Origin of the sequence: Micromonospora sp. WMMD812 (assembly GCF_027497215.1) — a bacterium.
In the GTDB taxonomy this organism is placed as follows: Bacteria; Actinomycetota; Actinomycetes; order Mycobacteriales; family Micromonosporaceae; genus Micromonospora.
In genome coordinates this window covers 932,606-945,762 of the sequence record NZ_CP114904.1, presented here as the reverse complement: position 1 = coordinate 945,762, position 13,157 = coordinate 932,606, and the positions used below count along the sequence as shown (strand labels likewise).

Below are 13,157 nucleotides of genomic sequence, written 5' to 3'. Positions count from 1 at the left end.
CAATCCCCTGCATGGACGCGGATCGACGTATGGTTGCATTCGCATAGGACGGGTATTGCGCCGCCATGCCCGCACGCTATGAGCACTTTCCGCGGCTCGCGATCGTCACCGGCGCGGATTCCGGCATCGGCAAGGCCTGCGCGGTGGCCCTCGCGGAGGCCGGCTTCGACATCGGCATCACCTGGTACGGCGACCCCGACGGCGCGGAGCGGACGGCCGCCGAGGTGCACGCCGCCGGCCGGCGCTGCGAGGTCGCCGAGATGGACCTGACCCGACTGCCGGGTGCGGCCGACGTGATCGACGATCTGGCGGACCGGCTGGGCGGCCTCGGAGTCCTGGTGAACAACGCCGGAACCGGCGCCTCCGTGCCCTTCGTCGACACCGACTGGGAGCGGTGGCGGACCGTGCTGTCGGTGGACCTCGACGGGCCGTTCCTCTGCGGCCAGCGGGCGGCGCGGCGGATGCGGGCCGCCGGGACCGGAGGACGGATCGTCAACATCACCAGCGTGCACGAGCACGCGCCACGGGTCGGCTCGGCCGCGTACTGCGCGGCGAAGGGCGGGCTCGGGCTGCTCACCAAGGTCATGGCCCAGGAACTGGCCGCGGACGGGATCACCGTCAACGCGGTCGCCCCCGGCGAGATCGCGACGCCGATGACCGGCCAGGAGGACGTGGACCCGTTCACCCAGGAGCGGCCGGGCGTGCCGGTCGGGCGGCCGGGCGACGCCCGGGAGGTGGCCGCAGTGGTCGCGCTGCTCGCCTCCCCCGCCGCCGCGTACGTGACCGGCGCCTCCTGGCCGGTCGACGGCGGCATGCTGATGATGGGCCCGCAGGCCAACTCGCTGACCGCGAACGACTGGCGGCGGGTCGAACCGACGTAACAGTTGGTGACGCAGGGGATTCACAGTGTCCACTTAGGGTGGTCGTCGGTCCGGGCGCACGACGCCGGGCCGCCGACCGGCCCCACACCCGGGGCCCCGACGGAAGGACACACCATGCCCTTCGCCCAGCGGATCGCCGCGTTCGTCGCGGCCACCCTCCTCCTCGCCGGCGGGCTGACCGCCGGGGCGGCGCGGCCCGCCGCCGCCCACACCGGCCATCCGGCGTCGGCGCTGCTGCTCACGGTGCAGCCGGCCACGGCCACGCCCCGGGCCAGCGTGCTGCTGTGCGGCCCGAGCGGCGGTGACCACCCGGCCGCGCCGGCCGCCTGCGGCGCCCTCGCCCACGTCGACGGCGACCTCGCCACGCTGAATCTCGACCCCGACACGCTCTGCACCCTGGAGTACGCACCGGTCACCGTCCGCGCGCTCGGCTTCTGGGGAGAGCGGCCGGTGACGTACTCGAAGACGTACGCCAACCGCTGCGTGCTGCTACGGGAGACCGGCGACCTGTTCGCCTTCTGACCCCTCCCCGCGCGGCGCCCGTGCTCTCGCGGGCGCCGCGCCCGGCGGTCGCTCCGCCCGGCCGTGCGCGGCCCGCTACGGGATGGAGATCGACCGGCGATTGACGTACGCGAACTCGGCGACGAAGGCCAGCACCGCGACGACGGCGCCGATGCCGATCGCGAACCCCGGCGACAGCCCCGCGAGCCCGACCAGCAGGGTGACGCCCAGGCCCGCCAGAAGCGCGTTCACCGCGCCCACCATGGCCGCCGTGGTCAGCAGCAACTGCGCCCGCCTCGGCCGGTTGCCGACCGCCGCCCAGGTCGGCCCCCCGGCGCCCTCGCCCTGCAGCGCGTCAGCGAAGAAGTCGGCGCCACCGGCGAGCCGGTGGTGGTAATAGGCCCGGATGCGCTGGATCCGCTCGAGATCGACCTCGTTCTCCACCATGTTCTGCACCAGCCGCAGAAACGTGAACGCTCCGGTGACGAGCAGGGTCGGCAGCACCGCCGCGAGGTACGGCGCCACCAGCGCGTCGTTGCTGGCGACGAAGCCGAGCCCGATCAGCGTGGCGGAGAGCAGGGACAGGAAGACGGTCGCCCGGCCCACCGACTCGGTGACGGTCGCGCTGCGCGAGGTCTGCAGCACGAAGTGCTCGGTGGTCAGGGCGGTCAGCAGCGCCTGCTCGCGTTCCCTGTCGTCCATGCCTCGCCGTTCGTGGTCGACCCGTTGCGGTCACCGTCACGATACGGCGGTGGCGGACGGGCGGAGCGCGAAATGCCGTCGTCGCGAACGGGACAGCGCGCTTCAAAGCGGGCACGTATCCTTCCGTCCTCCAGGGTGATCACCGGCACCGGCCGGGTCGGGCGGGATCGGAGGGGCCGGGATGCGGCGGGCGGGTGGCTGGCGACGGGGGCGTACGGCCCGGCAGCGGCGCGCCTTCGTGGTCGCCGGGGCACTGCTCGGCGTGGCCGCCGCGATGCTGCTGGCCGCCTGGCGCAGCACCGGCTTCCTCAGCGACCTGCTGCTCAACCTGGGCGCCAGCGTGGTGCTCGCGGCGATCTCGTACGTCATCTTCGACCCGCTGTTCGAGGAGGCCCGCAAGGCCCGGGTCCAGGAGCATCTGAGCTTCGACCAGGCGGCGTTCGTCGCGCGCCTGCACCACAGCGGGCGGCGGGTACGGATTCTCGACACCTGGACGATCCTGCTGGAGCACAAACACCGGGACGACACCCTGGCGGCCGTCCGGGCGGCCCTCCAGCACGGCGCGCAGGTCCAGTTGCTCCTGCTCGACCCGGACTGCACCGCCGCCCAGCAGCGCTCCGAGGAGCTGGAGCGGCAGCGGGTGAACGTGCCTCGGCAGATCCGGGCCAACCTACGACACCTGGCCGCCTTCCAGCAGTCGCTGCCGCCGGAGCTGAAACCCCGGTTGCAGGTCCGCATCTACGACGCCTCGCCGTCCATCCAGCTCTACCAGTGGGACGGGCAGGCGCTGATCTCGTTCTTCCCGATCGGCAAGCTGTCCTTCAACGTCCCGCAGTTGGAGGTGGACATGGACAGCCCGTGGGGTGGGTTCGTGCACGCCCGGTTCGAGGAGCTGTGGGAGCACGAGCAGGCCACGCTGTCCCTGGACGACTACTGGTCGACCACGGTCACGCTGCGCCACGACGACTCGGACGTGGTCGACGTGCAGGTGCCGTACGTGGCGGTGGACGGGCAGCACTACATCGACTGTCGCGCGTTCCGGTTGAGCCGGCCGCTGACCGTTCGGGCGCAGTTGCCGCCGCGTACGGCCGCCCCGGCGGCGGGGGTGTTCACCCTCGTGGAAGCGGCGGACGTCGACCGCGGCGCGGCGGTGCCGGTGACTCGGCTCTTCGACCAGAAGTACGGGCCCGGCGACGGAGAGCGGACCATCCTGCGCCTCCTGCCGCAGCGCGCGGGCGACGGGCGGGCGTCCGGGCCCCGGTCTCCCGCCGGCGCCGACCCACACGGACGGTGACCCCGCCCGGTCGGCGACCGCCGGCCGGCGGGACAATGGTGGAACGCGCCCGACGCCGGGGCGCCACCCCCAACGGATCGGCAGGAGTTCGGTCAGCATGTCGGAAGGCTCTCCGTCGGCGACGCCGGCGTCGCCCCGCCGGGACGGCCTACGTGCCGACTGCGCCCGCTGCTTCGGCATCTGCTGCGTCGCACCGGCCTTCGCGGCCTCCGCGGACTTCGCCATCGACAAGCCCGCCGGACAGGCCTGCCCCCACCTGGGCCCGGGCCACCGCTGCGGCATCCACGCCGACCTGCGCGACCGGGGCTTCCCCGGCTGCACGGTCTTCGACTGCTTCGGCGCCGGGCAGCAGGTCGCCCAGGTGACCTTCGGCGGCCGGGACTGGCGGGCGGCCCCGGAGACGGCCGCGGTCATGTTCGACACCTTCGCGGTGATGCGACCCCTGCACGAGCTGCTCTGGTACCTGACCGAGGCGCTGGCGCTGCACCCGCCGGCCCCGCTGCGCGACGCGCTCGACCGGGCCCGCGCGGACACCGTCCAGCTCACCGCAGGCAGCCCGGAGGAGTTGCTGGCGCTCGACGTGCCCGCCCACCGCGACCGGGTCAACGCCCTGCTGTCGCGGGCCGGCGACGCGGCCCGGGCCCGCGGCGGCCGGGCCGGCGTGGACCGCCGGGGCGCCCAGCTGTTCGGGGCGGACCTGCGCGGGGTCGACCTGCGCCGGGCCAACCTGCGCGGCGCCCTGCTGATCGGGGCCGACCTGCGCGGGGTCGACCTGCGCCTGGCCGACCTCACCGGGGCCGACCTGCGCGGTGCGGATGTGCGCGGCGCGGACCTCTCCGGGGCCCTGTTCCTGCACCAGTCTCAGCTCGACGCCGCGCGCGGCGACGCCCGGACCGGGCTTCCGACGTGGCTCACCCGCCCCGGGCACTGGACGGCCCTGCCCCTCACCCCGGTACGCCGGGCCCACCGTGTCCAGCGCGGCCGTGGTCGGGCGCAACCCGATCGTTGACGGCGCACCGACCCGACACGCCCGGGGGTGGGCACGCCGAGCCGCCAACGATCGACGCGACGCGGGTCGGCACACGACCTGCGTGGGGGCCGGCCCGCCAGCTGACGTTTCGCCCCTTTTCCGCCGGGTAGCCAGCCCCGACCGGACAGGGTGCGGACGGGGGAGGCGACCGTGGGGTTCAGAACGCGGCAGGGTGTGCAGCCGGTCGACCCGGAGCACGCCGAGGACGAGGCCGGCGAGCGGCCGCTGGTCCAGGTGGAGGCGGACACCGAGGTGCCGCCGCCGGACGACACCGACGTGCGGCCGGACCTGGTCACCGAGGACGACGGGTCAGGCGTCGCGGGCGGCTCGTCCGGAAGCAGCGGCGGGGGCTCCAGCATGCCCGGGCACCCCGACGCGACGCGCAAACCCCGCTAGCCGGTGACGGTCAGCGGGCCGACACTACCCCGGCCCGGGCCTCCGTCATGCCACGGTTGGCCAGAGCGTCGGCACGCTCGTTCTCCGGGTGGCCGTTGTGCCCCTTCACCCACAGCCAGGTGACCTCGTGCCGGGCGCAGGCCGCCTCCAGCCGCTGCCACAGGTCGGCGTTCTTGACCGGCTGCTTCGCCGCCGTCCGCCACCCGTTGCGCTTCCACGAGGCGAGCCAGCTCGTGATGCCGTTGCGCACGTACGTGCTGTCGGTGTGCAGCTCCACCGCGACCGCCCGGGTGAGGCTCTCCAGCGCCTGGATGGCGGCCATCAGCTCCATCCGGTTGTTGGTGGTCGGCGTGGCCTCGCCCCCGCACAACTCCCGCTCGTGGTCGCCGTAGCGCAGCAGCACACCCCAGCCGCCCGGCCCCGGGTTACCGCTGCACGCACCGTCGGTCCAGATCCGCACCACCCTGCCGGCGTCCACCATGCCGGCAACCTACCGGGCGCCGCGGTCGTCGGGGGTCGCCGGGGCCCTACGACCCGCCGGGTGTCGCACCGTCCGGCCCCGAGTGAACGCGCTCCGCGTCGATGTGCCGCACCACCCGGAACCGTTCGGCGAGCACGAGGGTGTCGTCGTCCACGGTGAAGTCCGGGTCACCGAGCTCGTCGCGCACCTCGGGGCTATGCCAGAACGCCTCGTGCCCGGCCCGCCACCCGGCCACCGACTCGTCGCCCTCGCCCTCGTCGAGGGCATGCTGCAGGTCAACGTCCGCGAGCCGGAGCACCCGCACCTCGGTCGTCTCGATCACCGCGACCGGGCGGTCCGCGGAGTCCACCACCACCGACCGCTGGCCGACGCGGGGCAACGGCTCGCCCTCGCGTTCGTAACCGAGCACCAGGCTGCTGGTCGAGGTCTTCGTCCCGGCGAGGATGGCCGCCACGAGCCGGTCCCGCAGCGGGCCGGGGAACGCGAACTCGGCGCGGGGAAGATCATCGAGGTCCATCCGGCCGAGGATAGCGCCGGAACCGCCCGGCCGGCCCCCCGCGCCGAGCGGCATGCCGGTCCGACCGGCCGCACCACCACCCGGATCTGGACAGCCGAAGCGGCGGACGAAATTGCCGCGCCGGGTTCCGGGCCGCTCTGGCAGGGTTGATCACCATGGGCGCTGAGTGGGACGGCCTGCGGGCCGAGGTGCGAAAGACGATCGACGGCCTGGTCGCGTCCGGCCGGGAGACCGGCGTGCAGGTCGCCGCATACCTCGACGGGCGGGCGATCGTCGAGGCCGAGGCGGGGGTTTCCGACCCGGACACCGGCCGGCCGCTCACCGGCGACATGCCGATCTGGAGCGTGTCCACCGGCAAGGGTCTGACGTCCACCGTGGCGCACGTGCTGGCCGAGCAGGGCCGGCTGGACTACGACCTACGGTTGGCCGAGGTGTGGCCGGAGTTCGCCCGGCACGGCAAGGAGGGGATCACCCTGCGGCACGTGCTCACCCACACCGCCGGGGTGCCCACCCTGCCGGCCGACACCACCGTCGAGGACTTCACCGACTGGGACCGGATGTGCGCGATCATCGCGGACACCGAACCGATCGCGCCGCCCGGTGAGCTGAAGGCGTACCACGCCTGGACGTTCGGCTGGCTCGTTGGCGAGACGGTCCGCCGCGTCACCGGCCGGCGCATCTCGCAGGTGCTGGCCGAGGAGGTGGCCGGGCCGCTCGGCGTCGCCGGCGAGCTGTTCCTCGGCGTACCGGCCGCAGACCTGGACCGGATCGCCCCGGTGCGTGACGGCAACCTGTCCGCGCTGTTCGACCAGGTCGCCGCCACCCTGCCGAACTTCGACCGCGTCGCACCGCCCGGCGTGCGGCCCGGTGCGGAGGTCGGCCGCCGCCGGGACTTCCTCGCCGCCGACGTGCCGGCGACCGGCACGATGACGGCCCGCGCGGTCGCCCGGATGTTCGCCGCGCTCATCGGCGGGGTGGACGGCGTACGGCTGATCTCGCCGCGACGGCTGCGGGAGGTCGTCACACCGGCGGCGCCCGGGCCCGAGTGGGTCTTCGGGCAGGAGGCGACCTGGGGGCTGGGGTACGCGGTCGAGCCCGACGGCGCGTTCGGGGCGTCCGGCAGCGGCGGCAGCATCGCGTACGCCTATCCGGAACTCGGACTGACGGTGGCCGCGACGAAGACGCGGCTGTCGGTGGGCGACGGCGACCCGATGGAGGAACTGCGCACGCGGATCCGCGACGCCGTCGCGGCCCGGTCTCCGCGGCCGGCGACGGACGTGGAGGCAGGGTGATCGACGGCGAGGCCACCCGGGCCACGCCGGTGGTGATCCGGCCGGCGGAACCGCCCGACGTGCCCGTGCTGCACCGGTTCATCGTCGAGTTGGCCGCGGCGGAGGACTTTCCCGGCGAGGTCAGCGCGCGGCCGGCGGATGTCGGCGCGGCGCTGTTCGGGCCGAGGCCGGTCGCCGAGGCGGTGGTGGCGACGGTCGGCGACGAGCCGGTCGGGTTCGCCCTCTTCTACCCGACCTACAGCACGGTGCTCGGCCGCCCCGGCATCCACCTGGAGGACCTGTACGTCCGGCCGGAGTGGCGGGGCGGCGGGCTCGGGCGGACGCTGCTCGCCCATCTGGCCGAGCTGGCGGTGAGCCGCGGCGGCGCCCGCATAAAGTGGTGGGTCCTGCGGACCAACGATCCCGCGCTGCGCTTCTACCGGCGGCTGCGGGCCCGTTCCCTCGACGAGATCGAGATGCTGCGCCTCGACGGTCCGGCGCTGCAGGCCCTGGCCGGCGCCGATCCGGTCGTACCGTCCGTCGACTGAGGACCCTCGCCGGGTGCGGCCGGCGGTCCGGCGGCGGCGAGATCAGTGACAAGGGCACCAACTGGCTGGGCCCACTCGCGTGCGGGGACCGCCCGCTCGCGGCGTTCCCGGCCGACCGCCGCCCAGTCGGCGACGGCCGCGGCGTCTCCGGGATGGTTCGGCGACGCGGCGGGCTGCCTGATCGGCGACGGCCTGGTCAGTGACGGCCTGGTCAGTGACGGCCTGGTCGGTGACGGCCCGGAAGCCCGATCGGCGACGCCCGGGAGTGGGCGGTGGCGCGGTCACGGGTGCGGGGGCGCGCCGTCCCGGACGACCGCCGGCACCGGCGGGGCGGATCGTGCCGGGCGGAGCCGGTCGCGCACCCGGTGCGCCGCGTCGCCGGCGGTGGCGGCCACCATCGCCAGCAGCGGGGTGGACCGCATCACCGCCAGCTCCTCGCCCGGGGTGGTGGTGCCGTCGAGAAACCGCAGCACCCGCTCGGCCGGGTTGCGGGCGAAGAGCCGGTCGAAGAAGTCCGGCCCGCCGACCGAACCGCGGTCCAGCGCGCGGAGCGCGACCGCGTCCAGCCAACCGTGCCGGCGCGGATATGCGGGTTCCGGCACCGGCGGCCGGCCCGCGGCGAGCGCGCGCGCCACCTGGTCGGCCTGCCGGTACATGGCGGAGAAGGTGAAGCCGGTGGACGGCCGGGTCGCCCCGCCGGCGGTACCGAGGCGGACCACCCGGGGCGAGGGGCGGGCGACGAACGGGGCGTCGGTCATCGGGATCACCCCGTTCTCCACCTCCCGCACGGTCAGCCGGGACGGGTCGAGCCGCAGTAGGTCCCGGTAGCCGGCCAGCGCGGCGTCGTAACCGGCGCCGGTGAGCAGTGCGGGTGAGAACTCGGTGTACTCGACCAGGGCGTAGCGGTCGCTGACCGGCAACAGGTAGCCGAAGGAGACGCCCCGGGCCGGCTGCGGGGTGCGGAAGTCCATCAGCGCGGCTCGCGCGGGGTCGAACGTGGGACGGTCCGCCGCCAGCCACCAGCCGCGGAAGTGTTGCAGCCAGCTCGTCCGGCCCGCGCGCGCCGGGGGCCGGGGCCGGGAGTCCAGCACCCAGCCCGCCCGCACGGTCGGCCCGCTCCCGGTGCGGACCAGCACCCGGTCGCCGTCGTCGTGCGTGTCCTGGACCGCGGCGACCACCCGGGTCGCGCCGAGACGCCGCTCGGCCTCGGCCGCGCGCGCGTAGACCGGGCCGGAGCGGAGCATCGCGTACCGCAGCGGGGCGAGGTCGAGCACCCGGCGGGCGGCGGGCGTGGTGATCTCGACCTGCCGCCAGCTCGCGCTGAGCAGCGGGTCGAGGTCACTGCCCGGACGGTCCCAGAACGCCCACGTCCGGTCCTGGCCGCGCCGGTGCACCGGGTCGACGACGGCCACCCGCAGGTCCCGCACTCCGTGCCGGTCCAGCGCGGCCAGGACCAGCGAGGCCGCACCGCCGCCGCCGACCAGGGCGAGGTCGACGTCGACGCGGCTCTGCATCCGTCCACGCTGTCACATCCGGCCGGCCGACCCGCCGCCGGTCTGCCCCGGGGTCAGGAGATCCAGCAGATGACCGCGTCGCCGTTCTTGGCCGCGGCGATGAAGTAGTCGCGCACGCCGGGCAGGAAGTGCGCGACCCAGGCCAGCTCCCCGGGCCGGTCCCACACCGTCGGGTAGATCTCGGCCCGCTGCAGCTCCGCCGGGTCGACCCCGCCGACCAGGTCCTCCTCGGTCAGCTCGGCCAGCGCCGCAGCCGCCTCGACCACCTGCGCCGGGGTGAGGTAACCGGGCGGCCCATAGCCCCAGTCGGCCCCCGACGCCTCGATGACATCGAGAGCCTCCTCCGGATCGTCCGGCAGGTCGATGAACGACTCCTCGCCGTAGACGATCGACACCGGGAAGTCGCGCCGGTCGAGCAGGAACTGCAGGGCGTGCCAGGCCTTGTCGGTGCCGGAACAGCGCGGGTCGCCCGGCGGGTCATCGTCCTCCGCTTCGCTGACCCGTTCGGCCAGGCCGTAGGCCCAGTCGAGGTCGTCCTTCGCCCGTGCCAGCTCCGCCTCGGAAACCCGAAGCCAACTCCCGTACATCCCCATGGGCGCGACCGTAGCCGGCGGGTCCGACATGTCGCGCGGCGCGAGGCGTGCCGGTGTCTGCGCCTGGATCGTGGTACGACAGGGCGCCTGGAGGGGCCCTGTCGTACCAGACCTACGGTGTCGCGATCCGCGGGGCGCGGTCAGAAGCCGACGACCTGGCGGATCAGGACGACGTGGATGCGCCCCGGCAGCTCCTGGTGGATCTCCAGGACCTTGCCGACGCTGCTGTGCTGCCCGTACGCGGCCTGCGCGCGCACGTCCTCGAGCTTCAGGCTGTGCTGGTAGATCCGCTCGTGGGCGGCCTCCAGTGTGGGAACGAGCTTCTGCGCGCCGACGACGAAGATGACGTTGGCCGCGCCCCAGGCGTACGAGGACAGTTGGCTGCCGGAGGCCGAGGCGATGACGAGCGTCCCCTCCCGGGTGACGGCGTGCACGCTGCCGAGCGCGTAGTCGGCCTGCCCGGAGATCACCTTCATCTCCTGCGCCTGGGTCTGGTAGTCCAGCGCGAGCATCTTGTTGCGCGCCGACTCGTACGGCCCCCCGCCGTCGATCGCGTCCTCGATGCCCGTCTCCTTCAGGGTCATCGAGGTGTTCGTCATCACCGAGGAGCCGTGCGGGATGCGGGTCAGCACCGCCTTGCGAGCGGCGTCGAGGTCGTCGACGACGTCCACGCTGAACCCGTGCTCCTCCAGCGCGACGACCGTCGCCGAGAGCGTCGCGTCGTCGGGCAGCGTGGTGAAGCGCTCCGAGGTGTCGATCGTGGTCATGGGGTATCTCCTGTCTGCGATGTCGGCGCCGCGCGCCCGGGCCGGAGCGCGGCCGAGCCGCCCGGCTAAACGGACCGTACCCCGCTTATGGCGACCACGGTAGGGTGAGGTCTGTGAGGAGGATCAACGTGTCGGGGGGAACAGGCCCCACGGAGCGGGCCGACGCGGCACGCAACCGCCGGCACCTGATCACCACAGCCCGCGAGATGCTCACCGAGCTGGGCCCCGACCAACTCACCATGGACGCCCTCGCCGAGCGGTCCGGCCTGGGCAAGGGCACGGTCTTCCGCCGCTTCGGCACCCGGGCCGGCATCTTTCAGGCGCTGCTCGACGACGGCGAACGCGCCTTCCAGGAGCAGGTGCTCGCCGGGCCGCCGCCGCTGGGCCCGGGCGCGCCGGCACCGGACCGCCTGATCGCCTACGGTCAGGCGCGGATCCACTTCCTGGCGGACTACTACGAGATCGCCCGTTCCGCGCTCGACGGTCGCCAGCCCATCCCCGCCGGATCCCAGACGCCGATGTCCCAGACGCACATCAGGGTCCTCCTGGCCCAGATCGACCTCGGCCCGGCCGACCTCGACCTGCTCGCCATCCAGCTCACCGCGGCCCTCGACGGCCCCCTGCTGCTCTACCTGTCCGCGACCGACCTCGGCCGGGCCGCGCCCCAGCTCGCCCGCGGCTGGGCGGACCTCGTGCGACGCGTCTGCCGCCCCTGATCCCGCACCGCCGCACTGACACCGGGTTCGCGGTCATGGCCAGCGGACCGCCCGACCGCTGCCGGTGAAGGCGTAGGCGATGGCGGTGAGCAGAAAACCCGCGCGCGGTCGGATCGTCGGCGATTCCAGACCGAGGACGTCCCGGTGCAGGGTGGCGCCGACGCGCACCCGGTGGCGCCGCCCACGCCCGGCGCCGCCTTTTGACAGGCAACCGTGCGGGTGCCTATGCTGACATGCAGCCGATTGGTTGCATGAGAGGTGACGGGTGGACGAGGTCTTCCGGGCGCTGGCTGACGCCAGCCGGCGGCGGCTGCTCGACAGCCTCAACGCCCGCAACGGGCAGAGCCTGCGCGACCTCTGCGCGGGGCTCGACATGACCCGGCAGTCGGTCAGCAAACACCTGGCGGTGCTGGAGTCGGCCGGCCTGGTCACGACCGTGCGCCGCGGCCGGGAGAAGCTGCACCACCTCAACGCCGCACCGATCACCGCCATCGCCGACCGGTGGATCAGCCGATACGACCGTCAGCGGGCCGAGGCGCTCGCCGACCTGCGCGCAGCACTGGAGCGTGAGTCCGTGGAGAATCCGACCTTCGTCTACACCACCTACATCAACACCACCCCGCAACGGCTCTGGGCGGCGCTGACCGAGCCGGCGTTCACCCGCCGCTACTGGGGCGGCGTGGCGCTGAAGTCCGACTGGCGGGTCGGCTCGCCGGTGCTGTGGCAGGACGCGCCCGACGGCGAGTTCCGCGATCTCGGCCAGCGGGTGCTGGCCGCCGAGCCCTACCGGCGGCTCAGTTATCGCTGGCACGGCTTCCAGCCGGAGCACGCCGCGCACTTCGGCTGGTCGGACGAGGAACTGGCGGCCCGCCTCGGCGAGCGGCGCTCCACGGTCACCTTCGAGATCGAGCCACACGGAGCCGCCGTGCGGTTGACCGTCGTCCATGACGACTTCTCCCCCGACAGCGAGATGCACCGGGCGATCAGCGGGCAGCTCGACGGCAGCGGCGGCTGGCCGGAGCTGTTGGCCAGCCTGAAGACGCTGCTGGAGACTGGCGAGCCGATGCCCGGCCAGGCGTGACGGATCAGCTCGACTTCGACGAGGTCGCGGCGTAACCGCCCGCCCCGGACATCCCGGAACCGGGTCAGCCCGGCAACCCGGGCGTACCTCCTGAAGGACGCGCCCGCGGTGCTTTCCTCGCGCTGCTCGCGAGCGGCACCACCGGTCGCAGCCGGCTGCTTCCACCGTCGGCCGGCGGACACGTGACGGCAACGAGGATTTCTCATTTTCACCGGATCGGGGGCCCAACCCCCCTAGTGTTGGGCACACCGGTGCTAGTCGCGGAGTTGGCCACCCGAACGACGTCCCACGTTCTCAGCGGACGAAAAGTGAGGGAAGACGCGTATGAAGGCGAAGACAGTACTCGTGTCGGCGGCGGTCGGTGTCGGTCTCGGCACGCTCCTGCTGCCCGGCGCCGCGCTGGCCGAGACCATCGTGTCCCCGGCCAGCACACCGGTCGGCGGCACGGTCGTGCTCACCGCGACGACCTGCAACCCCAAGTCGGGTGACGCGATCTTCCGCGTCACCGGTCCGAACCGGGACCAGAACGTCCGCTCCACCACCGCCGCGGCCGGCGGCGGGCTGAGCGCCGAGCTCTTCACCGCCGGATTCACCCTCGGCACCTACACGGTCACCGCGACCTGCGGCGACGGCAGCGCGGCCGGAAGCGCCACGTTCACCGTCACCCCGATCGGCGGCGCCCCGGCCGGCGCGGGCAGCCGTGCCGACGGCACCGGCGCCCTCGCCGCCGGCGGCACGCTGCTCGGCGCGGCGGCGGCCGGCACGGTCCTGCTGCTGCGCCGCCGGCGCCCCGCAACCACCGTCGCCTGACCGGCGGCCCGCACCATCCCTGGGACGGGTGCCCGCACCGGCGACACACCGGGGC

17 protein-coding genes are annotated in these 13,157 nt (G+C 74.0%); 10 read left to right on the top strand and 7 right to left on the bottom strand.

Annotated elements, in window-relative coordinates; genetic code table 11:
* Positions 1-65 precede the first annotated feature (65 nt).
* Complete coding sequence (locus O7603_RS04255; protein WP_281574375.1) at positions 66-881, top strand: SDR family oxidoreductase; 816 nt, start codon at positions 66-68, stop codon at positions 879-881.
* 114 nt (positions 882-995) lie between these two features.
* Positions 996-1,403, top strand: a complete 408-nt coding sequence (locus tag O7603_RS04250; protein ID WP_281574374.1) for an SSI family serine proteinase inhibitor — start codon at positions 996-998, stop codon at positions 1,401-1,403.
* A gap of 75 nt (positions 1,404-1,478) precedes the next feature.
* Here O7603_RS04250 and O7603_RS04245 read toward each other — a convergent pair whose 3' ends face one another.
* The gene (locus O7603_RS04245; protein ID WP_281574373.1) at positions 1,479-2,084 is read right to left on the bottom strand and encodes a hypothetical protein; all 606 of its coding nucleotides are present in this window, start codon (positions 2,082-2,084) and stop codon (positions 1,479-1,481) included.
* Between the two features lie 181 nt (positions 2,085-2,265).
* On the opposite strand from O7603_RS04245, the gene O7603_RS04240 reads away from it, so the two are divergent.
* The 3 genes from O7603_RS04240 to O7603_RS04230 all read left to right on the top strand — a co-directional run bounded on the left by O7603_RS04240 (position 2,266) and on the right by O7603_RS04230 (position 4,804).
* The gene (locus O7603_RS04240; protein WP_281574372.1) at positions 2,266-3,378 is read left to right on the top strand and encodes a hypothetical protein; all 1,113 of its coding nucleotides are present in this window, start codon (positions 2,266-2,268) and stop codon (positions 3,376-3,378) included.
* A 97-nt stretch (positions 3,379-3,475) separates the two neighbouring features.
* Entirely contained in the window at positions 3,476-4,387 is a 912-nt protein-coding gene (locus tag O7603_RS04235) for a pentapeptide repeat-containing protein (protein ID WP_281574371.1), read from the top strand.
* 171 nt (positions 4,388-4,558) lie between these two features.
* Positions 4,559-4,804, top strand: coding sequence for a preprotein translocase YidC (locus O7603_RS04230; RefSeq protein ID WP_281574370.1), 246 nt, complete (start codon positions 4,559-4,561; stop codon positions 4,802-4,804).
* A gap of 10 nt (positions 4,805-4,814) precedes the next feature.
* On the opposite strand, the gene rnhA is transcribed toward O7603_RS04230, so the two are convergent.
* Together rnhA and O7603_RS04220 are read right to left on the bottom strand one after the other, a co-directional pair.
* Complete coding sequence (rnhA, locus tag O7603_RS04225; RefSeq protein ID WP_281574369.1) at positions 4,815-5,285, bottom strand: ribonuclease HI; 471 nt, start codon at positions 5,283-5,285, stop codon at positions 4,815-4,817.
* Between the two features lie 46 nt (positions 5,286-5,331).
* Positions 5,332-5,802 carry an ASCH domain-containing protein gene (locus O7603_RS04220; RefSeq protein WP_281574368.1) on the bottom strand — a complete coding sequence of 157 codons (471 nt, stop codon included), beginning with the start codon at positions 5,800-5,802 and terminating at the stop codon, positions 5,332-5,334.
* 155 nt (positions 5,803-5,957) lie between these two features.
* Between O7603_RS04220 and O7603_RS04215 the strand changes: the two genes are divergently transcribed.
* Both O7603_RS04215 and O7603_RS04210 read left to right on the top strand, forming a co-directional pair.
* Positions 5,958-7,094: a serine hydrolase domain-containing protein gene (locus O7603_RS04215; RefSeq protein WP_281574367.1), complete on the top strand. Its 1,137-nt coding sequence runs from the start codon at positions 5,958-5,960 to the stop codon at positions 7,092-7,094.
* A complete protein-coding gene (locus O7603_RS04210) occupies positions 7,091-7,621 on the top strand; it encodes a GNAT family N-acetyltransferase (protein WP_281574366.1) in 531 nt (176 codons plus the stop codon). Before O7603_RS04215 ends, O7603_RS04210 begins: the two co-directional genes overlap by 4 nt.
* A 281-nt stretch (positions 7,622-7,902) precedes the next feature.
* On the opposite strand, the gene O7603_RS04205 is transcribed toward O7603_RS04210, so the two are convergent.
* The 3 genes from O7603_RS04205 to O7603_RS04195 all read right to left on the bottom strand — a co-directional run bounded on the left by O7603_RS04205 (position 7,903) and on the right by O7603_RS04195 (position 10,495).
* Positions 7,903-9,135: a lycopene cyclase family protein gene (locus tag O7603_RS04205; RefSeq protein WP_281574365.1), complete on the bottom strand. Its 1,233-nt coding sequence runs from the start codon at positions 9,133-9,135 to the stop codon at positions 7,903-7,905.
* A gap of 53 nt (positions 9,136-9,188) precedes the next feature.
* Positions 9,189-9,728: a YfbM family protein gene (locus O7603_RS04200; RefSeq protein ID WP_281574364.1), complete on the bottom strand. Its 540-nt coding sequence runs from the start codon at positions 9,726-9,728 to the stop codon at positions 9,189-9,191.
* A gap of 140 nt (positions 9,729-9,868) precedes the next feature.
* Positions 9,869-10,495: an LUD domain-containing protein gene (locus tag O7603_RS04195; RefSeq protein ID WP_281574363.1), complete on the bottom strand. Its 627-nt coding sequence runs from the start codon at positions 10,493-10,495 to the stop codon at positions 9,869-9,871.
* A 128-nt stretch (positions 10,496-10,623) separates the two neighbouring features.
* Here O7603_RS04195 and O7603_RS04190 point away from each other — a divergent pair, with 128 nt between their 5' ends.
* Positions 10,624-11,211 (top strand): TetR/AcrR family transcriptional regulator, encoded by a 588-nt coding sequence (locus O7603_RS04190; RefSeq protein WP_281574362.1) that lies wholly within the window; start codon positions 10,624-10,626, stop codon positions 11,209-11,211.
* A gap of 33 nt (positions 11,212-11,244) precedes the next feature.
* On the opposite strand, the gene O7603_RS04185 is transcribed toward O7603_RS04190, so the two are convergent.
* Positions 11,245-11,379: a hypothetical protein gene (locus O7603_RS04185; protein ID WP_281574361.1), complete on the bottom strand. Its 135-nt coding sequence runs from the start codon at positions 11,377-11,379 to the stop codon at positions 11,245-11,247.
* Positions 11,380-11,476: 97 nt separating this feature from the next.
* Here O7603_RS04185 and O7603_RS04180 point away from each other — a divergent pair, with 97 nt between their 5' ends.
* A complete protein-coding gene (locus O7603_RS04180) occupies positions 11,477-12,292 on the top strand; it encodes a metalloregulator ArsR/SmtB family transcription factor (protein ID WP_281574360.1) in 816 nt (271 codons plus the stop codon).
* Positions 12,293-12,616: 324 nt separating this feature from the next.
* Entirely contained in the window at positions 12,617-13,102 is a 486-nt protein-coding gene (locus O7603_RS04175; protein WP_281574359.1) for a hypothetical protein, read from the top strand.
* Positions 13,103-13,157: the final 55 nt, after the last annotated feature.

Bases quoted from the DNA above. Each gene is read 5' to 3' on its own strand.
- O7603_RS04255 (WP_281574375.1), top strand. From the start codon at position 66: ATGCCCGCACGCTATGAGCACTTTCCGCGGCTCGCGATCGTCACCGGC.
- O7603_RS04250 (WP_281574374.1), top strand. From the start codon at position 996: ATGCCCTTCGCCCAGCGGATCGCCGCGTTCGTCGCGGCCACCCTCCTC.
- O7603_RS04245 (WP_281574373.1), bottom strand. From the start codon at position 2,084: ATGGACGACAGGGAACGCGAGCAGGCGCTGCTGACCGCCCTGACCACC.
- O7603_RS04240 (WP_281574372.1), top strand. From the start codon at position 2,266: ATGCGGCGGGCGGGTGGCTGGCGACGGGGGCGTACGGCCCGGCAGCGG.
- O7603_RS04235 (WP_281574371.1), top strand. From the start codon at position 3,476: ATGTCGGAAGGCTCTCCGTCGGCGACGCCGGCGTCGCCCCGCCGGGAC.
- rnhA (WP_281574369.1), bottom strand. From the start codon at position 5,285: ATGGTGGACGCCGGCAGGGTGGTGCGGATCTGGACCGACGGTGCGTGC.
- O7603_RS04220 (WP_281574368.1), bottom strand. From the start codon at position 5,802: ATGGACCTCGATGATCTTCCCCGCGCCGAGTTCGCGTTCCCCGGCCCG.
- O7603_RS04215 (WP_281574367.1), top strand. From the start codon at position 5,958: ATGGGCGCTGAGTGGGACGGCCTGCGGGCCGAGGTGCGAAAGACGATC.
- O7603_RS04205 (WP_281574365.1), bottom strand. From the start codon at position 9,135: ATGCAGAGCCGCGTCGACGTCGACCTCGCCCTGGTCGGCGGCGGCGGT.
- O7603_RS04200 (WP_281574364.1), bottom strand. From the start codon at position 9,728: ATGGGGATGTACGGGAGTTGGCTTCGGGTTTCCGAGGCGGAGCTGGCA.
- O7603_RS04195 (WP_281574363.1), bottom strand. From the start codon at position 10,495: ATGACCACGATCGACACCTCGGAGCGCTTCACCACGCTGCCCGACGAC.
- O7603_RS04175 (WP_281574359.1), top strand. From the start codon at position 12,617: ATGAAGGCGAAGACAGTACTCGTGTCGGCGGCGGTCGGTGTCGGTCTC.